This is a genomic window from Clostridium sp. CF012 (assembly GCF_018861755.1).
Lineage (GTDB): Bacteria > Bacillota > Clostridia > Clostridiales > Clostridiaceae > Clostridium_AD.
Genome location: NZ_JAHLEF010000004.1, coordinates 32,927 through 55,421 on the forward strand (window position 1 = coordinate 32,927; position 22,495 = coordinate 55,421).

Below are 22,495 nucleotides of genomic sequence, written 5' to 3' on the forward strand. Positions count from 1 at the left end.
TATATTCTGCACTTTTTTACATATCCCTTCAATTTCTCATCATAAATAGCCATCAAATATTGTTTACACGTTAATACTTCATTATGCTACATTACTCATATACTCATTAACTAAAATTTATATTTTCACCACAATATTTGCAAAACTTAACAAGTTTCTCACCATCATCTACTTTTCCCCCACAGTATGTACAGAATGAAGGCTTCAACTTCCTACTATGTTTATTTAATGATTGTCCATTTCCACCCATGATTTTTTGCAATTTGTCTTTAGTTACCGGTGTATGTATAAACCCATCTATTGCACTATTATTAAAATCCTCTAATTTAATATCATTACTTGAGGATAAAATACACTTTGTTTCAGGATACAGGTCTTTTATCTGCTCCAGTATTTTATCACCTGTTTTTTCTTTCATAATGTAATTTGCTATAATAAGGTTACAATTTAACTCTCGTACATCGCTAACTGCATTATATTCATTACTTATTATAACCTCATAGCCCAAATTTATAAGCATGTCCCTCATAATAAAATTCTCAAATTTACAATCATTAACTAAGAGCACTCTATTCATATTCTTTCTCCTATTCCAAATATTTGTTACTCTTTTAATATTTATTCCACTAAATAAACAGGACTTTTAAGATTTTGTCTACGTTGCAAAATCAGTACCTATTTAATAGTTATTGCTTTTAAGAAAAGTGTACCATTATATTTAAAACTTTACAATTTCTTTTACATATGAAGATGCAGGTCGTTGATATTTTATGTCAATTCGCACTACCATAAACTTATTATAGCCTTAAAATTATTATAAATATTTTTTATATACATTATTTATGATATAATCATTTCATGATATTTATACTAAAATAATTATTAATTGAGGAAGTGAATTAGGCTTGTTTAACGATAAAAAAATCCCTTATGTAAAATTAATTCCTGTAATATTATTATCGTTTATTTTATTCAGAATTGTAAATGATATAGAATTTCTTACCAACGCCTTTAGTGTTTTTATATCCTACATAAGCTCCTTTATATGGGCCTTCGGTATTGCTTACTTATTAAACCCTATAATGGTTAGCATTGAAAAAAAATTCCATACAAAGCGTGCTTTAACATTACTTATTATGTATGTATGTGTTTTAAGCATATTATTTTTTAGTGTCACCATTTTAACTCCCAATATAGGCGTAAGCATTCGAGAATTGACAGATGCAACTCCTGGATACATATCTAAAACTAAAATTTGGTTTTCTAATAATATGGATAAAATTCAATTACTTGATAAATATGGTATAACCAAATATTTAGAAGATTCTACCTCAACATTCATGTCTAAGTTTACTGGTTATCTAAATACTGGTATTAATTTTGCTTTCCTAACAGCTGTAGGCTTTACCTCTTCTTTTATGAAGTTTCTTTTAGGATTTGTTGTGTCCTTATATCTTTTAGAAGATAAAGAAAACTTAATAAGGAATATAAAAAGACTAATTTATGCAGTCTTAAAAAAAGAAAATGCAGATGGTTTTCTGAATTTTTGTAAAGAAGCTAATTTTATCTTTTCAGGTTTTGTTTTAGGTAAATTTATTGACTCTGTTATTATTGGTATTATATGCTTTATAGGACTTAGCATATTTAAAATGCCTTATGTTACACTTATAAGCTTAATAGTCGGAGTTACAAATATGATTCCTTATTTTGGACCATTAATTGGAATGATTCCCGCTTTTTTTATTACTCTGCTTGATAGCCCTGTAAAAGCTTTTTGGGTACTTTTATTCATCATTATTCTTCAACAATTTGATGGCTTATATTTAGGCCCAAAGATTCTTGGAAAATCTGTTGGTTTAAGCCCTCTGCTTATTATCCTTTCGGTACTCATAGGTGGTGGAACCTTTGGAGTCCTTGGCATGTTCCTTGGAGTACCAACCATGGCTATTGTTATACTATTAGCTAATAGATTCATTAGTAGGAGATTAAAAGAAAAGGATATTAAAATATAATATCCTATCTTTCTCCAAGTTTTAAGTTTGGTATTGCATTAAGTTTTAGCCCCGAAACTCTTCCTTTAATTAATTCAAAGTAAGCTGCGCTTCCAATCATAGCTGCATTATCAGTGCAAAGCACCATTTCAGGAAACAGAACTTCTATATTTTTCTTTTGCCCTTCTTTTATCATAGTTTCTCTAAGGCAGGAATTTGATGCTACGCCACCAGCTATTGCCATCTTATCTACACCCTTTATTTCGCATGCCTCTAAGGCATTATGGACCAAAACATTAACCACTGCCTTTTGAAAGGATGCCGCAACATCAGGTATATTAATCTCCTCATTTTTCATATTCATTTTATTTAGGTAATTTAGCACGGAAGATTTAACTCCACTAAAAGAAAAATCCAAGCTGTTGTCATGAAAATTAGCCCTAGGAAACTTTATAGCTTCCGCATTGCCTTCCTTTGCTATTTTATCTATTTTAGGCCCACCAGGGTAACCAAGACCAATAGCGCGGGCCACTTTATCAAAGGCTTCTCCAGCTGCATCATCTCTAGTTTGTCCCATAACCTCAAACTCACCGTGGTCCTTCATATATACAATAAATGTATGCCCACCTGAAGCTACTAAACATATAAATGGTGGTTCTAGCTCCTTGTATTGAATAAAATTAGCACTAATATGACCTTCTATATGATTAACTCCAATTAAGGGTTTATTAGTTGCATATGCCAGTCCCTTGGCATATTGAACGCCTACCAGTAGTGCTCCAACTAGCCCTGGTCCATAAGTTACTCCTATGGCATCTATATCCTCTAATGTAACTTTGGCTTCATCCAATGCCTCTTGAACTACAGCACTTATTACTTCAATATGTTTTCTAGAAGCCACCTCTGGAACAACGCCTCCAAATTTTTCATGTATATCTATTTGTGATGCAATAATATTTGATAGAATTTCCCGACCATTAACTACCACTGCCGCTGCTGTCTCATCACAACTAGATTCTATTGCAAGTATTTTAATTTGCTTTTCCATTGTTTTACCCACCTTTAACATCGTTTGTAATTTCTTCTTATATTCATATTAATTATACTTTATTAATTTTAGCATTTCAATTTTTATATACTTTTTTAAGTGTTCTTACTGAGAATCTCTACTCTATGATATAATTATGTATGTAATTATATCATAGAAAATTAAGTTAAGACTAATAATTATCATCTATTGGAAATAGATCCTAGGGGGAAAATATGAGTAACGCCTATGCAAAAGTCATAATAAAAGGCTCACCTATTTCAAAATCTAATTTTAAACTATTCAACATGAATGGAAGAGCCATTTTACCTTATAATTCCGGAAAATACCATGATAGATATGCTTTATATGAAGAAGAAATTGCTTATCAATGCAGAATTCAAAATTCCAATATTTTTTTAACAGAATCTCTTATTGCTGTTTTAAAAGTATACTATAAGAGCATCAAAAGACACCCAGATACAAACAACATAACAAAAAGTATCTTTGATGGTATAGAGAAGAGTGGACTTATAGTAAATGATGCACAAGTTACAAGACTTATTATTGAGGAGTTTTATGATACAGAAAATCCCAGATTCGAATTAGAGCTTTTTGGTGAAAGTACCTATGCTATGAATTACTCAATAGTTGAAAAGAAAGAAAAACAGCAACCTATTAATTATGACCCACCTTCAAATAAGAAAAAAACAATAGGTTCTAAAGCAAATAAATCGAGTTCTGCGGTGGTTAATAGCTGCTCAAAACTCATATGTGAAGTATGTGGAAAGTCTGTATTAAAAGATAATTGTATCTCTGCAAACAAAGGTAAAACTTCGCTCTGCAAAAACTGCTTCAAAAAATTATTTTAAGTACAATTTCTTCTATCATAAAAATCATAAAATGGAATAAACTGTCCCTCCTTATATATACATAATACCAATAAATATGGCTATGCTATTAATATAAATAGCGCAAAATATGAAGGGAGACAGCACTCATGAACAGAAATAAAAAAACCAAAAACAAAAAGGCTAATGAAGCTATAAGTAACATGGAAAACACTGCGAGTTTTAAATCCTTAAATGATATGCCTAATAATAGATTGCAGGATAAAAAAAATAATCCTGAAGGATTAGAGTGATAATTTATCACAATATAATAAAATGATGAGTTTAAAAATAACAAATTGAATAAAAAGTTGCAATAATAGATCAAATTTTTTATTATTGCAACTTTTTATTCATTTTAAAAATATAATGAATTTAATTTGTTAAAATGTTGATAATAAATACGACACGTCCATATTATATGTTATAATAATTTTAAATAAAATATATTTTATAATAATCTTATATAAATTATATTTTAATTTAAAAAATAATACATAGTAGGGGGTCCATATGAGTAAAAATGTTAACATCGATTGGAATAATTTAGGTTTCACTTACATGAAAACAGACTTACGTTATGTTTCAATATGGAAAGATGGAAAATGGGACGCGGGAAATTTAGTTGAAGATAACAACATTACTATAAGCGAGGCTTCAACAGCTATTCATTATGGCCAACAATGTTTCGAAGGCTTAAAAGCTTATCGTACAAAGGATGGTAAAATTCAACTGTTCAGACCTGATGAAAACGCCAAACGTATCAATAGAAGTTGTAATCGTATTCTTATGCCTGAAATACCTGTTGAAAAATTTATTGATGCATGTATTCAAGTTGTTAAAGCAAATGAAGCTTTCCTTCCACCATATGGAACTGGCGCAACACTTTATCTTAGACCTTACGTAATAGGCATAGGTGATAATCTTGGAGTAAGAACTGCACCTGAATTTTTATTCGGCATATTCTGCTGCCCTGTAGGTGCTTACTTCAAAGGTGGAATGTCTCCAGTAAACTTTATGATTTCAGAAGAATTTGATAGAGCAGCACCACATGGAACTGGAGCTGCAAAAGTTGGCGGAAATTATGCTGCAAGTCTTTTAGCTCATGTACAAGCTGTAGAAAAAGGATTTGCAGACTGTATCTACCTTGATCCTGCAACTCATACTAAAATTGAAGAGGTTGGTGCTGCAAACTTCTTTGGAATTACTAAGGATAATGTATTTGTAACTCCAAAATCACCCTCAATACTTGCTAGTATAACTAAATACTCACTATTACACGTTGCAAAGGAATACTTAGGATTGAAAACAGAAGAAAGAGATGTTCTAGTAAATAATCTTTCTGAATTTAAAGAAGCCGGAGCATGTGGTACTGCAGCTGTAATATCACCTATCGGTGGTATAGAGTATAAGAGTGAACTTCATGTTTTCCACAGTGAGACAGAAGTAGGCCCAATTACTACAAAACTTTACGATACGCTTTATGGAATTCAATTTGGGGACGTAGAAGCTCCAAAAGGATGGATTGTAGAAGTAAAATAATAATTCATATAATAAAAGGGCTACCAATATAAAAATTGGTAGCCCTTTTATTTATGTATCCTCAAAAATCAATTCATTATTATAAATATTTCTTGTTTTATATAGAGTTAAGCTCAAAATAAATCTCACTACTAGGTCTAAGCCCATAACTACCCATATAGCATTTATACTCATACTAAATTTATATGTTAATATTAGTGATAAAGGAATTCTTATTAACCAAATTCCAACACCGGCTACAATCATGGGTACCTTTGTATATCCAGCCCCTCGTAACGCTCCATTAAAAACCCCTGCAATATTTTGTGGAAGTTGCACAATTCCCATTACTATTAGGTATATTACTCCCATTTTAATGATTTTCGTATCATTTGTAAGAAGTCTCATAACTGAGCCTGGAAAAAATATTAATATAAAAGCGCTTACGCTAGTAAGCATAGCTGAGCCTTTAAGTAGTTCCTTCATATATTTTCTCCCCAATATAGAATCTTTGGCTCCCACTGCCTGACCAATAAACGCTGTGGCTGCAACACCAAATCCCATGGCTGGCATAAAAGAAATTGATTCAGCTTGAAGTCCAAGTTGATAAGATGCCATAGCTATTTCACCATAAGATAATATGACTCTTGTTAGAATTATAGCAGATATTTGCCAAAATATTGACTCTAAGGCTGTAGGCATTCCTACTTTATATATTTTACTAATTTGTATTAAGTCTAACTTAAAGAATTTTCTATTAAGTAATGAACACAATATCCCAGATTTATTAAATAGCACATAAATACCAATCATAGCGCCAGTAAACTGTGCAATTATTGTAGCAATGGCAGCTCCTCTAATTCCCAAAGCAGGCATACCAAGCTTACCAAATATAAATATAAAGCTAAAAACAATATTTGTTAAATTCATTATTAATGCTATTTTCATTGGTGTTTTGGCATTTCCTGTAGCCTGCAGCACTCCTGCCACTACAAGCATTATGGCCATAAAAGGTAGACCCCAGGATACTATCTTTAAATATATTACTGCATTAGCTAACAGGTCTGGTTTTGGATTGAAAATTTTCAGTAATAAGGGGGCCTTCCAATAGACTACTTGCTGGAACATAAAAACTAATATTATTGAAGATAACAGTGTTTGTTGAATAACCTGTTTAACCTTTTTAGAATTGCCTGAACCATAAGCTTGTGCTACAAATACAACCCCACCCGTTGTTATCCCCTTAAATAAAGCCCATATAATTTGTGTAATCCTTGAACTAAGTCCAAGAGATACTATTGCAATAGCGTTAATACGCCCTATCATTGCCATAGAAACAAATCCGGCTGTCATCTGAAGAATATTTTCAATAGTTATAGGCAAAATCATGGAATAGATTTTTTTACGTACTTGTTTTGTATCAGTAATTTTTTCTTTATCCTCCAAGCTGTTCCCCCCCTGTTGCCATAATTCTTTATTTTCTTATTTCTTTATTTCGTTATTACCATTTTCCGTATAAGATATTTCATTAGTTTCTTCTTTACTAGTTAGTTTTTTTCTTACCAATAGGTCTTTGCCCCCTGCATCCGCCAGATGTGAATGGTGATGAATTGTTTTATCTATAACCTTATTTACATTATCAATTATGTCTTTGCTAAGCTTTGTGTATGAATCACTTTCAAGTATAGTGTTTTTCACACTATTTTTGATTACATCAAAATGAGTAAAATTATTGAATTGCAAATCCTTAAACTCATTACTTATATTTTCGATTTCTAAAAGGCTATCTCCGACTAATTCAAATAGCTCTTTTAGAACCTCATTATTTTTAATTACTCCAGGAATTTTAACACTAAGTGTACTAACGGCACTATCGGAAACTTCATCTCCCTGTTCATTTACTATTTCTAATAATATATCTGATTGACTATTTATTAATTCTCTAATAGTTTTGTTTTCCAAAAATCTTTTAATAGCCACTTCACTGTTACTTCTAACAATAAAATTATCACTTAAATCATCATAATTTACTTTTATATCTTGCATATCAAAAAAACTCAGAAAATAATTCTTAAAATACTCTCGAAACACCTTAAATCTAAAACCATGTTTATTTGAAAACACGCAATAAACTCTGGTAAATACTGGTTTGTTTCTATCATTCGAATTACATGTATCTAAGATGATAATCCAATCCTTATATTTTTTTATAACTTCATACCTCTTAAAAACTGAGTCTTTAACAATAAATTCAGCTCCTATGTCATCACTGAGCATTTTCCATACATCTTCATGTGTAGGACCAAATAACCTCATCAATTTCATCTCCTTTTATGTAGTTATATCTCCCTATATAATAACTTATCCGGGATTTAAATTCTAGCATTTCCCATTAAAAATAAAAAAAGCCATGATTTTATCATGGCTTTTTTATTACTTTATATACATCTTGTTATAGTATTCATCTAGCATTCTCTCTACTGAGAATTCATAGCTTGTAGTTTTAATACTTTCTTTCATCATTTCTACCCATTTTTCTCTGTTTTCATAATAAGTAGTCATAACTCTATTTATTAAAGTGTCATAAAGAGCCTCTGTATCGTGTTTATCTAGTTCTACTGGAGATAACTCATCAAGCCCTACCGCATCTCCAAATTGCCATCCATTTACACCATCCAAGCAAGCTTCTGGCCACCAACCATCTAGAATAGAACAATTAAGTACACCATTCATCGCAGCTTTCATACCTGAAGTTCCACTAGCTTCCAAAGGTCTCCTTGGATTATTTAACCAAATATCCGAGCCTCTAGTTAGCATTCTTCCTATATTCATGTCGTAATTTTCTAGGAATACTACACTATTTGGATACTTCTTCATCATTCTTACAAGCTTTGCCACTATTTCTTTTCCTATATCATCAAGAGGATGAGCTTTTCCTGAGAATACAATTTGAACTTTTCCACTTTTTAGTAGTGGAGAAATAATCTCTTCACTCGTGAATATCAAATCGCTTCTCTTATAGGGTGCAGCCCTTCTCGAGAATCCAATAAGTAACTTATCTGCATCTAGCTCTACTCCAGTTCTTTCTTTGATAAATCCTATTAGCTCCTTTTTAACAGTAAGGTGAGTTTCCCATAGATCTCCATTGTTTTCATAAGCCTTAGTAATTCGAACATCTACCCAGGTTGGCTTATGTATTCCATTAGTAATACCAATAATTTCAGACCTTCCAGCAACAGTTCTCCACATTTTATTTGCAGTTGACCTGTGAAGCTGTGCTACGGCATTTGCCTTTCTTGATAATCTAAGTCCAGCTACTGTCATATTAAATGGTTCTCCACCAAATCTAATCATTTGCTCCCTAGTTAATCCATTAAATGCTCCCATGTACTCTAATTTATCCACAGTATGAGATTCGTTACCTTCAACTATTGGAGTATGAGTTGTAAATACCACTTCTTCGCGAGTCTTATTCCAAGACTCCTCAAAACTAAATCCTGATTGCATTTTTTCTTTTATAAGTTCTGTAGCTGCAAGCACCGCATGACCTTCATTAAAATGATACACGTCTATTGGAATATTCAATGCTCTTAAAGCCTTTACTCCCCCAATACCTAACACTATTTCTTGAGCAATTCTTTCTTCTCCAAACCATCCATATAATTGTCCAGTTATCCAAGCATCAGCATTTTCTGGTATATCAGTATCTAAAAGATATAGTGGATTATTTCCAAACTCTTCTAATTTCCAAACCTTACACACTACATCTAACTTTCTTATGTTAACAGTTACTTTTACCCCTGTATCTTGTAGAAAATCATATTCATAATTGTGATATGTATCATAGGCTTTTCCATTTTCATCTATAAGTTGCTCTGTATATCCTTGTTTCCACTTAAGCCCTATTCCCACAAGTGGTAAATTTAAATCTTTTGCTCCTTTTAAATGGTCACCTGCAAGTATTCCTAGTCCACCTGCATAAGCTTTAAAATCTGGATGTAGTCCATACTCCATACAAAAATAAGCAACTCTTGGAAGATTATTATTATCCATTAAATTTTCCCTCCTATATCCTTTTTAATAATAAATAATTATTTATTATAATTTTCATTACCTTATAAATTTTCAGTTTATTTCATCTGTAGCTTTTATAATTATTATACATAATTTTTATGTTCAGTGCAACCGTTTGCACTGAAATATTTTAGTATGGCCTTATTTTTATATAATTATAGGAGATTCCTTCTGAAATGTTGTTAAGCACCATATAATATAATAGCCATATTATATTATCATTTTAATATTATAAGGAGTTGCTTTAGCATGAATTTACACTCCCTCTCTAAACTATTAAAACGCAAAAATAAATCTTTTTTTTTAATTATGCTATTGTGTACAACTATCTGCACCATAATAATTTATTCCATTATAAACAATTTTAATAATGATAAAGTTATAAGTAATACTCTTATCGCAGAAAGGTTGTCCAAAATATCAGAACTATCCACATTAAAATATAGCTATTCTAATATAGTAGCTATAACTGATATTAAAAAATTCAAAAATTTTTATATTCCCTTTACTGAAAAGTCTTTTCTAATCAAATACAGTGGCTATATTAAAGGTGGGGTAGATTTAAAAGATTTAGATATCCTTATAAATAAAAAAAGCATTACTATAACTTTAAAAAAATCTAAAATTCTTGATCATGTAATAAATAATGAAGATTTTTTTGTTTATGATGAAAAGTCCTCAATGTTTAACAAACTTAGTATTCAGGATATGATTAATGAAATCACTAGTCAGAAAAATAAAATTGAAGCTGATTTAATTAAAACAGGATTTTTAGATGGAGCTAATGCTAATGCCAAATTACTTTTAGAAGGTATTTTAAGGGATATGGGTTTTGAAAGTGTAACCATCATTTTTAAGTAAGGCTCATTCAAATAAATAGCAAGCTAATATACTATTTATTTGAATGTCCTTATGTTTATAGTTTGTCTAACATTGCTGCTCCAATAATACCAGCATCATTTCCGAGCGTTGCAATTTTTATGTTACAAACAGGCAGCTCTTTAAACAATTTATATTTTTTAATATCCCTTAGTAAGGAATCCATAAAAAATTCTCCCGCTGCCGAAACACCACCACCAATGGCTATCATTTCAACATCCAATATATTCACTATATTACAAATTCCTATAGCAAAATACTTAATAAATCTTTGTAGGACTAAATTAGCTAATTCATCTCCTTGTTTCGCACAATCAAAAATTACTTTAGCATCAATATCCTCCAAATCTACTATCTTTTGAAGTATTAATGTATCCTTACTATCTTGATTTATAAGTTTTTTAGCATACTTAATTATTGCTGTAGCAGACGCGAAGGTTTCAAAGCAACCATTGTTTCCGCAGGCACAATTATAGAAATTTTCTCCTATTATCATATGTCCTATTTCAGCTGCATAACCATTTTTTCCTCTATGTAATTTACCATCTAATATTATTCCCCCACCTATACCCGTTCCAAGTGTTAAGAAAACTGAATTTAAATTATTTTTCATTATTCCGAATAGATACTCACCACCAGCTGCAGCATTGGCATCATTTTCTATGAAAATTCTTTTGCCAGTTTTTTCTTTAAGTATTTTGCATAAATCTACATTTTCCCATCCTATATTTACACATTCCTTTACTATTCCGCTCTTATAATCAACCAATCCTGGAACTCCAATACCTATAAGTTGGATATCTTCCATAGAAATATGAGAAACTTCCAAGGTTTTATATATTAAATTAACCATGTCCTCTATTACTACTAGAGCAGTTCTCGAAGCTAAGGTTGGTGTGCTCTTTTTAATAAGTATCTTCCCTTCATTTGTAACTATACCTACAACTATATTAGTTCCACCTAAATCAATCCCTATACGCATAATTTTTACCTATCCTCTCGTCTCTAAATGTAAATCCTTTTCAAAAAAATAACTAGCAGAGTACTCGTCCATTTTTTACGTTTTTTATAATATATTTTTACAAATATTTAAAAGCAGAAAATTAATTGTTTTTCTGCTTTTAAATATTTGATTCTCCTAGTAGGGGTCCTAGAGGGTACATTCAAATAAATAGCCAATTGCTAACTTTTCTATTTTAATGCGCCTAATTAATATTATACTTTTAATTTTATAAAATTAAAACTGTAATATAGTCCAATAATTTAGCTTATTTTTATTACGTTTCACCAAATCAATATATTAAACCACCCTTATAGTTGGAGGAACTGTTCTTCTGAAATGCCGTTAAAAGCCTCCTGATGAACCTCCACCACTTGATGACCCTCCTCCAAAGCCTCCAGAACCTCCTCCTGAACTCCCTCCGAAGCCACCACCATTTCTTCCGCCCCGTCTTCCTATTGAACTCCAAAATAGCAATGTAATTATAAATCTAGTTATCCTTCCCCTATTAAGAATAAAGTCAAGAAAAACTAATACAATAACTCCTATTACTAGAAATCCATTAGACTTTTTAGATACATTTGATTTTTTTACATTTTCACTATATTGAGGAACATTAATATTCTTATCTAATTTTACTCCATATTCTTTAGCTATACTATCCGCTAAAACTGAATATGCTGCCCTAAGTCCCTGTCCATATTGAATTTCCTTGAATTTTGGCACTGCAAGATCATTCATTACTCTTGAGGAGTATATATCTGTAATTGCACCTTCTAGAGCTGTCCCTACCTCTACTCTCCACTTTTTTTCTTTTACTGATAATAAAATTAATAGCCCATTATTCTTATCCTTTTGTCCTATACCCCATTTTCTAAAAATACCATTGGCATAGGATTCAATAGTTTCTCCCTGTAATGAATCTATTACCACGACAGTAGCCTGGGCGCTTGTTTTATCTTCTAATTCCTTACCTACTGACAAGATATATTGCAGCGAGTCACCGTCTATTACTTTAGCATAATCATTAACATACTTTAATTCTGTTGGTACAGGAAATTCAGTATCTGCATTTACTAAATTACTACCTATTGCCCCACTTAGTAAAAATATGCTTATGATAACTACAAAAAATTTTCGAATTCCTTTTGTTAAATAAGTTTTCATATTTTAGCACCTACTTACTAAAGTTAACTTTTGGCACTTCTTTAGCCGATTCACTAGCTTTATAATATGCCCTTTCTTCAAATCTAAAAATTCCAGCAATAATGGTATTCGGGAACTTCTTAATGGTGGTGTTGTAATTATCAACGCTTTTGTTATAATCTTGCCTTGCTATACCTATCCTATTTTCAGTACCTTCTAAAGCTACTGTTAAATCCCTGAAATTAGCACTAGATTTTAAATCTGGATATCTTTCTACAACTACTAGAAGTCTTGATAATGCGGTTCCAAGTTCGCTATCTGCTTGTGCTTTATCCCCTACGGTTTGAGCACCTCCAAGTTTAGTCCTAGCTTCAGCTATTTTTATAAAAATGTCTTTTTCTTGAGATGCATAACCTTTCACTGTTTCTACTAAATTTGGAATTAAATCCGATCTTCTCTGAAGTTGAGTATCTATGTTTCCTTCAGAAACCTTTACCTTTTGCTCTAAACTCACCATTTTATTGTAGCCCCCAATAATAGGCATTGCTATTACTAGAATGATAGCGACAACAATTGCAACGATTCTAAAAGTTTTATTCATTTCTATACCACCTTCCTATTTTATATAATATATAATAGTTATTAATTATTTAATCCATCTATTTTTTAATACAAACTTATCCTCATATAATAAGTTATTAATTATTTAAGGATACTATACTAATTTGCTATTTATTCTTAAAAATTATGTATCAACAAAAAATATAATATTCAAAAAACAAAAAAGATGATTTCTGTTCAAAGTACAGAAATCATCTTTAATAATGGATTTTTAAGTATCTATAAGTTTTTATTTAATAAATTTCTAATTTTTCAATGACCTATCTTTAATAATAGCAAAAGTTTTTTTTATATACTCTTGTGTCTTATAATTCCCTAATATATTATTCATTCTCTCCAAAAGACCATTTAAATCTATAAGCTCCTGCAAACTTATATCCTTAAGTTCTTGAAAAATCAATAGTGTTTTTTGATTTTTCTTATAGTCTTCTATTATCAAATTTTCACCAAGCTCCGATATATCTAAGTAATGGGCATTTTTTATTAAAGCTTTTTCTTTATGGATAAATCGCTTACTATTTAAATTTTTTACTATTACATGAACTGTAGAAGGTGACCAAAAACTAATTTCACTAAGTTCACTTGAAGTAATTCCCGGGAAAGCAGCTATTATCCATAATGCTCTAAGTTGAGGATAAGTAACATTAAATTCTTTAAGAGGTTCTCTATGATTGCTTTTAACCGTTAAAATGAATGTCCTTAGAAGATTATATAGATTAATTGTCTTCTTTATAATATTTATTGTATCTATATCAAAATCTTTGAAATCAATTTTTAAATTCATTTCATTAATTTTCTCAATATAATCAAAAATGAATTCTTTATTTTCTTTAATGATAATTTTAGTGAAAATATCATTAATAAAATCTAATTCACTATGTGAAAATAAGCCTATTAAGTCAAAAAGGTAAAATTTTTTTTCCTTATCTTGTTTGTTTATATCAATAAACCATATACCGGATTCTGATATCTGAAATTTATACACCTTTTTATTAATAGTTTCTTCTTTGAATATCAATTTTTTATTAATTAAAATTTTAATCATATTACTAACCGTAGGTGAAGTCCAACATCCAATCCTTGCTATATCGCTAAGTGATGTTCCTGGATACACTTTAATAATCCAAAGAACTCTAAGTTGTGGTAGTGTTATACCAGTTGTCTCAACCATCCTTGAGTAATTGGATTCAATTTTCAAAAAAGCATATCTTGCTAGATTATACAACGAATGTATATTAAACAAATACTCATTTTGTTCCATTAACTATCCCCTTATGTGTCCTTATATGTTAGTTATTATTATATAAATTATTAGATTGATGTGATTGTCTATCAATCAATAGATTGTACCAAAAATATTATAGCAAATCAACAAAAGTATTTTATATTATATAAAAGTACATATGCATAATTGTTTTTCTTCGCAAAATATGATAATATTATATATGAGATGTAGTATTTAATATTACATATAATTTTATTGTTTTTAAACTTTTGATCTTAATCCCAGTATACTTTTAATAAAATAATATTAAAGGTAACTAACTTCGAGCAAAATTATGCTTGAGTGTATTTTATTTTTAATATTCGAATACTAATTAAATAGAGGAGTGAAAATATGTTCGTACCAAAACTAGTTACCTGTTTAAAAACCTATTCAAAGGAGCAATTTTTCAAAGATTTCGTTGCAGGAATCATTGTTGCTATTATTGCTTTGCCTTTAGCTATAGCTCTTGCCATAGCCTCTGGAGTATCTCCAGAAAAAGGAATCTATACTGCCATTGTGGGGGGCTTTGTAGTCTCTTTACTAGGTGGAAGTAAAGTTCAAATTGGAGGCCCAACCGGTGCTTTTGTAGTTATTGTATATGGCATAGTTGAAAAATTTGGAATTGATGGACTAATCGTAGCTACAATCATGGCAGGCTTCTTTCTTATAATAATGGGAGTTCTGAAATTTGGAGGTATGTTAAAATTCATTCCGTACCCTATTACTACTGGATTTACAAGTGGTATCGCTATTATTATTTTTTCCACTCAGATTAAGGATTTCTTTGGGCTGACCATGAAAACTGTTCCTTCAGAATTCATTCCTAAATGGATTGCTTATTTTAATAGTTTAAACACTTTAAATTTACAAAGTGTGATTATTGGTATTCTTTCACTTTTAATAATTATATATTGGCCTAAAATTAATAAAAAAATTCCAGGAACACTTATTGCAATAGTATTAACTACCATAATTACTATTGTATTTCATTTGAATATAGAAACCATTGGAAGTCGTTTTGGTGACATTTCAAGTGCATTGCCTAGTATTTCTCTTCCTCACACTTCATTTGGTATGATAAAAGAGCTAATGCTTCCAGCTCTAACCATTGCAATCTTAGGTTCAATAGAATCGCTTTTATCTGCTGTAGTAGCTGATGGTATGATTGGTGGTTCTCACCGTTCTAACATGGAACTTGTGGCGCAAGGTGTGGCAAATATTTGTTCTGGACTTGTGGGTGGTATCCCTGTAACTGGTGCCATAGCAAGAACTGCCGCAAATGTGAAAAATGGTGGTAGAACTCCTATTGCTGGTATAGTTCATGCATTGGCTCTATTAATAATACTTCTATTATGTATGCCATATGTAAAACTTGTGCCTATGTCATCTTTGGCCGCCATATTAATAATAGTATCTTATAATATGGGTGAATGGGAATCTTTTCAAAAAATATTTAAAGCACCTAAAAGTGATGCCTCAGTGCTTTTAGTTACTTTTTTACTAACAATATTCTTTGATTTAGTAATTGCTATCGGAATAGGCTTACTTCTTGCCTCATTACTATTTATGAAAAGAATGGCAGATGTTTCGGATGTTCGATATATTCTTGATGAATATGAAGATGAAGACAAAATAGAGCTTATTGATAGCATAAAGACCCCAGAAAATGTATCCTTATATGAGATTAATGGACCTTTCTTTTTCGGTGCAGCCGACAAATTTATGCATGCAATTAGGGAAATAGGTATTCCTACTAAAATCTTAATTGTTAAGATGTCCAATGTACCTGCTATGGACGCTACAGGATACCACGCATTAGAAATGCTTTATGATATTTGCAAAAAACATCATACTCACTTAATATTATTAAACCTTCAATCACAGCCTACTACTGTTCTTGCTAAATATGGATTTATAGATAAGTTAGGAGTAGAAAATATCTGCAGTAATGTTGATGAAGCTATTGAAAGAGCTAATATTTTATTGGAAAAACCTAATGCACTACTAAAAATATAAAATTATAAGGCAGTTAAAAAGTACACTGGCATGAGCCAATGTACTTTTATTTTTTAAATCATAAATTTAAATTTTATATCTTAGTAATCAAAAATTAGCTATTAATTTGAAATTCGTTTTTTGTTACTTTTGTTTTATTAACTAATACATAAGTAACTGAAAATGAAACCACAATCGCTATTACTATCCCTAAAACTGCATATAAGAAATAAGGTCCAATATAGGCAGCGATACTAAAAATGCTGGAAGTAATATATCCATATAAGCGAACTCCGAAAGCAGCGATTACTGCTGAAGCCACCGAACTCCCTATTGTAGCCGCAATAAAAGCCTTGCGATGTTTTGCTAATACACCAAATAATGCCGGCTCAGTAATTCCTAGAAGTCCTGAAACAGCTGCCGATAATATAACTGACTTTTGTTGCTTATTTTCTGTTTTAAAATAGATTGCGAAAGTTGCACCTGTAATAGCCATATTCGCCATGAACATCATAGGCATTAGCATATCATACCCATTTTGAGAAAAATTTTGCAGAGCAATAGGGGTCATTGCATGATGCATTCCTGTAAATACTGCAATGGGACGAATTGCTCCTACAACTACACCGGCGAGTATTGGAGATATAGCAAATAAAGCACGAATAATAATAGCCAGTCCATTACCAAAATACGTTCCTGTAGGTCCAATTACAATTAGTGTAAGTGGAATAATAACAAACAGCGTAAGGGTCGGGGTAAATACCGTTCTTAATACCTCAGGCATCATTTTATCTATCCATTTATGAATGTAACTTAAAGCCCAAACTGCAATAATAATTGGTATAACAGAAGCACTATAGTTAATAACAGGAATTGGAATTCCCAGGAAAACAAATCTGCTAATTTCACCTGCTTTTGCTGCATTAACTAGTGTTGGATACATCATGCCACCAGCAATAGCAAGGGCCATATAAATATTCGTTTTAAAAATTTTAGCAGCAGAAACTGCTAAGAAAAATGGTAAGAAATTAAATACACCACTAGCTATTAAATCTATAATAATTACTGTATCACTTGTAGCAGATATTACTTTAAGCGCTAACAATCCCGATAATAAACCTTTAATCATACCTGCTCCAGCAATGGCGGGTACAATTGGACCGAATACTCCAGAAACTATATCGAGAAGTTTGGATACCAAGCCTTTGTTATTCTGTTCTTTTTCTGTATTTTTTGAATTATCATTACTAATCTCTAGTTTTGTATTCATAGCTTCATAATAACTTTCTACATTTGTTCCTATCACTATTTGAAATTGGTTATTTTGTGACTTAGTTCCCATTACACCTTGAAGCTTTTCAATATTATCCTTTTGTATTTTTGAGTTATCATAAATATCAAATCGAAGTCTGGTCATACAATGCCACAGGTTCTTTATATTTTCTTTACCTCCAACATATTTTATGATGCCATCTATTGTATCTCTGTTTACTTTATCTACTTTGTTCACTTTGTTATCCCCCTTTATTTTATTCAAAATTGGTATGGCTACATAATAGCATATAAAAAGCCGTAATGAAAACGGTTAAAAAAACCAACGAAAAATACAAATGCTTATATACCAACGATCCAATGAGTTTTTTTTAAGATTGGTATGGTAATTAAACCAATAATCACTAATTACCACACCAAATTGACCTATAGTATTTTATGTGTTTAACTTTAACTAATAAAGACATTTAATCTAATTAAATTTATTAAAGGAGTTTTTCTATTGGAGCCAACAATTATTACTAATATATCTACTTTTATTGTAAACCCTTCTCGTCACAATTTGGTTGTAGTCAAAATAGAGACTAATAAAAATGTTTATGGATATGGTTGCGCCACATTTCAACAACGTCCGCTAGCAGTTGAAAGTATGATTGAAAACTATTTGAAGCCCTTATTAATTAATAAAGATGCTAATAATATTGAGGATCTTTGGCAAATGATGATGGTTAATGCTTATTGGAGAAATGGTCCGGTTATAAACAACGCCATTGCGGGTATTGACATGGCATTATGGGACATCAAAGCAAAACTCGCCAATATGCCGCTTTATCAGTTATTTGGCGGTAAATCAAAGGATGCTATTGCAGCATATATGCATGCTGATGGTTTAACTTTAGATGAGTTATTCACTAATGTGGATGTGCTTATTGAAGAAGGTTATTTCCATATTCGCTGCCAATTAGGTTTGTATGGTGGCAAAAACCAACAAATGTCTAAACCAGACAACTCTACTTTTGGAGCATATTACAATCCTGATGTATATATGAGGGATACTGTGCACATGTTTGCTAAGTTAAGAGAACGTTATGGATACGATATTCATTTTATTCATGATGTACATGAACGTTTATCTCCAAATCAAGCCATTTCGTTAGCAAAAGATTTAGAGCCCTACAAACCGTATTTCTTAGAAGATATTTTGCCTCCAAATCAAAATGAATGGTTATCACAATTGCGTTCTCAATGTACTACACCAATCGCTACGGGAGAACTATTTAACAACCCTATGGAATGGCAAAACATTATTATTAATAGACAAGTTGATTTTATCCGTTGTCATGTGTCTCAAATTGGAGGTATAACGCCTGCCCTTAAACTAGGTGCTCTTTGTCAAAATTTTGGTATAGGTATAGCGTGGCATGGTCCATCAGATATGACTCCTATTGGTGTTGCTGTTAATGTTCATTTAGATATGTTCCTCCATAATGCAAAGGTTCAAGAATTTCAAGTTATTGATGAAAATACTAAAAAACTCTTTCCTAACTCTGTAGAAGTTAGAAGAGGATATATTTATCCAAGTGATTCTGTTGGTATAGGGGTTGAATTCAATGAAGAAGCAGCGAAATCCTACCCTGTTGTTTATCGTCCTCATGAGTGGACCCAATCTCGCACACCTGATGGCACCATTCATACGCCTTAGAATAAAAAACTCTAAGTTCGATTAGATGCTACCGAAAAAGTATCTTTTGAAAAAAAAATCGCTAAAAACCAAAAAAGATGATTTTTTTGGTTTTTAACGATTTTTTCTATGTATTCGTATCCATTAATTAAAGTTTTTTTATTTGCTCTGTCTATATTGAAGATTCGAAGCATTGAATGGTGACATATAGGAAACTGAATAATCTAAATTTATCATTTCACTGTATTCAAAAACTTTAGAATTTTCTAAAACCCCTCTATTTACTATTTTCATTGCGGGTATTCCTTTTTTACAATTTAATATAGCTGCGTCCTCTTTGCTCAAAACTACAGGACTATAAGTGGTTATAAAATGCGAAATCTTATATTTTTTTCCATATACATAACTATGGACTGAATTTTTTATGTCATCTTCACTTAAATCCTCAAAATAACTACAGGGCAAATTAGACACTTCGATTTGGACTTTACGGTAGTCTACAATCCTAACCCTTTTAAATTCCCATAATTCTTCATTTCCTCTTATATCAAATATTTCTTTTAGTACGTTATCAGGCTTAATTCTTTTAAAATAAATTAATTCAGATTTAATCTCCTTAAATTTATTTTCTGTTAACGAATTATAGATTAAGGGATTTTTATAATAGTCTTCACTTACAAATAGACCTGAGCCTTGGACAGCCGTTACTATCCCTATTTTAATTAGTTTTTTTAAGGCTTCCCTGATTGTGTACCTTGAAACCTGATAATGTGATGCCAATAATCTTTCTGTTGGTAATTTCCCCCCCGCCTCATATTTATTCTGGTATATTCTACTTAGGAGATTTTCAACAACAAAATCTTTTTTTTTCATATTTATATAGACTCCTTTACCCGGCATGCGCCTTTATTATTGCTATTCTACATAATGCCTATAATATCCTTTAATAATATTAAAGTACGCTGTCTCCTATATAATAAAAATATTTCGTTTACATATTACCATATTCTATAATAATGTATTATAATATTAAGTGTAGCCTTTATATTAAATAAGCTACACAAATAATATTATGAAAGTTATAAAGGAGAGTCAACAATGATATTTTCTAGTGAGACACCCATTGATACTATAGAAGAAGATTTGAGATATCTAAAGTTATTGGCTAGCAAGTATCCTACAATTTCAGATGCCTGTACAGAAATCATAAATCTGCAAGCTATTTTAAATTTACCTAAAGGAACTGAGCATTTTCTTACAGATATTCATGGTGAATATGAATCTTTTACTCATGTTCTTAGGAATGCCTCTGGCGTAATCAAAAGAAAAATTAACGATATTTTTGGTAATTCACTTAGAGAAATTGAAAAAAAAGAACTAGCAACCATCATATATTATCCAGAACAAAAGTTAGACCTAGCACTTAGAGAAGAAGCTGATATAGACGATTGGTACAAAATCACCCTTCATAAGCTTATAAAAATTTGTAGAACTATCTCCTCTAAATATACTAGATCTAAAGTTAGAAAAGCACTACCTTCAGATTTTGCATACATTATTGAGGAATTACTTCACGAACAACAAAACACTTTTAATAAACAGGAATATTACAATGGAATTATTCAAACCATAATCAAAATTGGTAGAGCTAAAGAATTTATAGTTGCTATTTCAAACTTAATTCAAAGGCTTACTATAGATAGACTTCATATTTTAGGGGATATTTATGATAGAGGACCTGGCGCACACATAATCTTAGACACTCTTATGCACTACCATTCTATTGATATACAGTGGGGTAACCACGATATACTTTGGATGGGTGCAGCCGCTGGCTCTGAAAGTTGTATTGCTAATGTTCTTCGTATTTCAACAAGGTATGCGAACCTGGACACCGTTGAAGAAGGTTATGGAATAAACTTATTGCCTTTGGCGACCTTTGCGCTACATTTTTATAAAGATGACCCTTGTAAATCCTTTAAACCTAAAGTTTTGTCTGAAAATAATTATAGAGAAAACGACCTTAATTTAATGTCTCAGATGCATAAAGCCATTTCTATAATTCAATTTAAACTTGAAGGCGAGGTAATAAAAAGGCGTCCTAACTTTGAAATGCAAAACAGGTTGCTCCTCCATAAAATAAACTATGAAAAAGGTACCATTACTGTTGATGGAAAAGAATACACACTAAACGATACTAATTTTCCAACTATAGATCCTACTGACCCTTATAAATTAACTCAGGAGGAGAGGGAACTTGTAGACAAACTTAAATCTTCCTTCTCTAATAGCGAAAAACTTCAAAAACATGTGCGTTTTTTATACTCTAAAGGCAGTATGTACTTAAAGTATAACTCCAATTTACTTTATCATGGTTGCATTGCACTAAACGCAGATGGTAGTTTTAAAAAAATGAAAATAGATAACATTACTTATAGTGGTAAATCCTATATAGATCGAACTGAACGAATAGCTAGGGAAGCCTACTTCGGAAAAGCCAATTCAGAATCTAAGTTTTATGCCTTGGACACTATATGGTATTTTTGGTGTGGTTCTAATTCTCCGCTATTTGGTAAAGATAAAATGACTACCTTTGAGAGATATTTTATAAATGACAAAATAACTCATAAAGAAATTAAGAATCCATATTATAGCTATAGAGATGATGAAAAAACATGCAATAATATATTGTGTGAGTTTGAATTAAACCCCAATGATTCACACATTATAAATGGTCATGTTCCAGTAAAGACTAAACAAGGTGAGAGTCCTATAAAAGCTAATGGTAAACTTTTAGTTATCGATGGTGGTTTTTCTAAGGCCTACCAACCAGAAACAGGCATAGCCGGATATACGCTTATTTATAATTCCTATGGCTTGCTACTCGCATCCCATGCACCTTTTGAATCTACTCAAAAAGCTATTGATGAGGGCGTGGATATCCTTTCTTCTACTATAGTCTTAGAAAAATCCACAAATCGTATACGTGTAACGGATACAGATGTTGGCTTTGAAATTAAGGATCAAATTAAAGATTTAGAGCTGCTTCTTACAGCATATAGAAAAGGCCTTATTAAAGAACAACGGGTAACCTTATAACATACCATTAAAGCCACTTGGCGCTTAGCGCC

At 31.2% G+C, this 22,495-nt stretch carries 19 protein-coding genes; 8 read left to right on the plus strand and 11 right to left on the minus strand.

What is annotated here, in order from left to right; genetic code table 11:
* Positions 1-106: 106 nt before the first annotated feature.
* The gene (locus KPL50_RS05820; RefSeq protein ID WP_216297521.1) at positions 107-577 is read right to left on the minus strand and encodes a two-component system response regulator; all 471 of its coding nucleotides are present in this window, start codon (positions 575-577) and stop codon (positions 107-109) included.
* Between the two features lie 328 nt (positions 578-905).
* Between KPL50_RS05820 and KPL50_RS05825 the strand changes: the two genes are divergently transcribed.
* Complete coding sequence (locus KPL50_RS05825; protein WP_216297522.1) at positions 906-2,012, plus strand: AI-2E family transporter; 1,107 nt, start codon at positions 906-908, stop codon at positions 2,010-2,012.
* Between the two features lie 4 nt (positions 2,013-2,016).
* Here the strand turns inward: KPL50_RS05825 and tsaD are convergent, their stop codons facing one another.
* Positions 2,017-3,039 carry a tRNA (adenosine(37)-N6)-threonylcarbamoyltransferase complex transferase subunit TsaD gene (gene tsaD / locus KPL50_RS05830; protein WP_216297523.1) on the minus strand — a complete coding sequence of 341 codons (1,023 nt, stop codon included), beginning with the start codon at positions 3,037-3,039 and terminating at the stop codon, positions 2,017-2,019.
* Positions 3,040-3,254: 215 nt separating this feature from the next.
* Here tsaD and KPL50_RS05835 point away from each other — a divergent pair, with 215 nt between their 5' ends.
* The 3 genes from KPL50_RS05835 (at position 3,255) to KPL50_RS05845 (ending at position 5,450) form a co-directional block, all read left to right on the plus strand.
* Positions 3,255-3,890: a RusA family crossover junction endodeoxyribonuclease gene (locus KPL50_RS05835; protein ID WP_216297524.1), complete on the plus strand. Its 636-nt coding sequence runs from the start codon at positions 3,255-3,257 to the stop codon at positions 3,888-3,890.
* Between the two features lie 128 nt (positions 3,891-4,018).
* Positions 4,019-4,162: a hypothetical protein gene (locus tag KPL50_RS05840; RefSeq protein ID WP_216297525.1), complete on the plus strand. Its 144-nt coding sequence runs from the start codon at positions 4,019-4,021 to the stop codon at positions 4,160-4,162.
* A gap of 259 nt (positions 4,163-4,421) precedes the next feature.
* Entirely contained in the window at positions 4,422-5,450 is a 1,029-nt protein-coding gene (locus KPL50_RS05845; RefSeq protein WP_216297526.1) for a branched-chain amino acid aminotransferase, read from the plus strand.
* A gap of 51 nt (positions 5,451-5,501) precedes the next feature.
* Here KPL50_RS05845 and KPL50_RS05850 read toward each other — a convergent pair whose 3' ends face one another.
* The 3 genes from KPL50_RS05850 to glgP all read right to left on the minus strand — a co-directional run bounded on the left by KPL50_RS05850 (position 5,502) and on the right by glgP (position 9,482).
* Entirely contained in the window at positions 5,502-6,875 is a 1,374-nt protein-coding gene (locus KPL50_RS05850; RefSeq protein WP_216297527.1) for an MATE family efflux transporter, read from the minus strand.
* A 36-nt stretch (positions 6,876-6,911) separates the two neighbouring features.
* Positions 6,912-7,745, minus strand: a complete 834-nt coding sequence (locus KPL50_RS05855) for a hypothetical protein (RefSeq protein WP_216297528.1) — start codon at positions 7,743-7,745, stop codon at positions 6,912-6,914.
* Positions 7,746-7,862: 117 nt separating this feature from the next.
* Positions 7,863-9,482 carry an alpha-glucan family phosphorylase gene (gene glgP, locus KPL50_RS05860; RefSeq protein WP_216297529.1) on the minus strand — a complete coding sequence of 540 codons (1,620 nt, stop codon included), beginning with the start codon at positions 9,480-9,482 and terminating at the stop codon, positions 7,863-7,865.
* 330 nt (positions 9,483-9,812) lie between these two features.
* Here glgP and KPL50_RS05865 point away from each other — a divergent pair, with 330 nt between their 5' ends.
* The gene (locus tag KPL50_RS05865) at positions 9,813-10,364 is read left to right on the plus strand and encodes a DUF4230 domain-containing protein (protein WP_216297530.1); all 552 of its coding nucleotides are present in this window, start codon (positions 9,813-9,815) and stop codon (positions 10,362-10,364) included.
* Positions 10,365-10,419: 55 nt separating this feature from the next.
* Here KPL50_RS05865 and KPL50_RS05870 read toward each other — a convergent pair whose 3' ends face one another.
* From KPL50_RS05870 to KPL50_RS05885, 4 genes are all read right to left on the minus strand, one after another.
* Entirely contained in the window at positions 10,420-11,364 is a 945-nt protein-coding gene (locus tag KPL50_RS05870; protein WP_216297531.1) for an ROK family protein, read from the minus strand.
* A 363-nt stretch (positions 11,365-11,727) separates the two neighbouring features.
* Entirely contained in the window at positions 11,728-12,549 is an 822-nt protein-coding gene (locus KPL50_RS05875) for a YgcG family protein (RefSeq protein ID WP_216297532.1), read from the minus strand.
* 10 nt (positions 12,550-12,559) lie between these two features.
* A complete protein-coding gene (locus KPL50_RS05880; RefSeq protein ID WP_216297533.1) occupies positions 12,560-13,129 on the minus strand; it encodes a LemA family protein in 570 nt (189 codons plus the stop codon).
* A 264-nt stretch (positions 13,130-13,393) separates the two neighbouring features.
* Positions 13,394-14,410 (minus strand): MarR family transcriptional regulator, encoded by a 1,017-nt coding sequence (locus KPL50_RS05885; protein WP_216297534.1) that lies wholly within the window; start codon positions 14,408-14,410, stop codon positions 13,394-13,396.
* A 357-nt stretch (positions 14,411-14,767) separates the two neighbouring features.
* On the opposite strand from KPL50_RS05885, the gene KPL50_RS05890 reads away from it, so the two are divergent.
* On the plus strand, positions 14,768-16,432 hold the full coding sequence (locus KPL50_RS05890) for a SulP family inorganic anion transporter (protein WP_216297535.1): 1,665 nt from the start codon (positions 14,768-14,770) through the stop codon (positions 16,430-16,432).
* A gap of 94 nt (positions 16,433-16,526) precedes the next feature.
* Here KPL50_RS05890 and KPL50_RS05895 read toward each other — a convergent pair whose 3' ends face one another.
* Positions 16,527-17,921 (minus strand): PTS transporter subunit EIIC, encoded by a 1,395-nt coding sequence (locus tag KPL50_RS05895; protein ID WP_309245141.1) that lies wholly within the window; start codon positions 17,919-17,921, stop codon positions 16,527-16,529.
* Between the two features lie 264 nt (positions 17,922-18,185).
* Here KPL50_RS05895 and KPL50_RS05900 point away from each other — a divergent pair, with 264 nt between their 5' ends.
* Positions 18,186-19,385 carry an enolase C-terminal domain-like protein gene (locus KPL50_RS05900; RefSeq protein ID WP_216297536.1) on the plus strand — a complete coding sequence of 400 codons (1,200 nt, stop codon included), beginning with the start codon at positions 18,186-18,188 and terminating at the stop codon, positions 19,383-19,385.
* 138 nt (positions 19,386-19,523) lie between these two features.
* Here the strand turns inward: KPL50_RS05900 and KPL50_RS05905 are convergent, their stop codons facing one another.
* Positions 19,524-20,237: a GntR family transcriptional regulator gene (locus KPL50_RS05905; RefSeq protein WP_216297537.1), complete on the minus strand. Its 714-nt coding sequence runs from the start codon at positions 20,235-20,237 to the stop codon at positions 19,524-19,526.
* 225 nt (positions 20,238-20,462) lie between these two features.
* On the opposite strand from KPL50_RS05905, the gene KPL50_RS05910 reads away from it, so the two are divergent.
* On the plus strand, positions 20,463-22,463 hold the full coding sequence (locus KPL50_RS05910; RefSeq protein WP_216297538.1) for a fructose-1,6-bisphosphatase: 2,001 nt from the start codon (positions 20,463-20,465) through the stop codon (positions 22,461-22,463).
* The last annotated feature ends 32 nt before the right edge of the window (positions 22,464-22,495 follow it).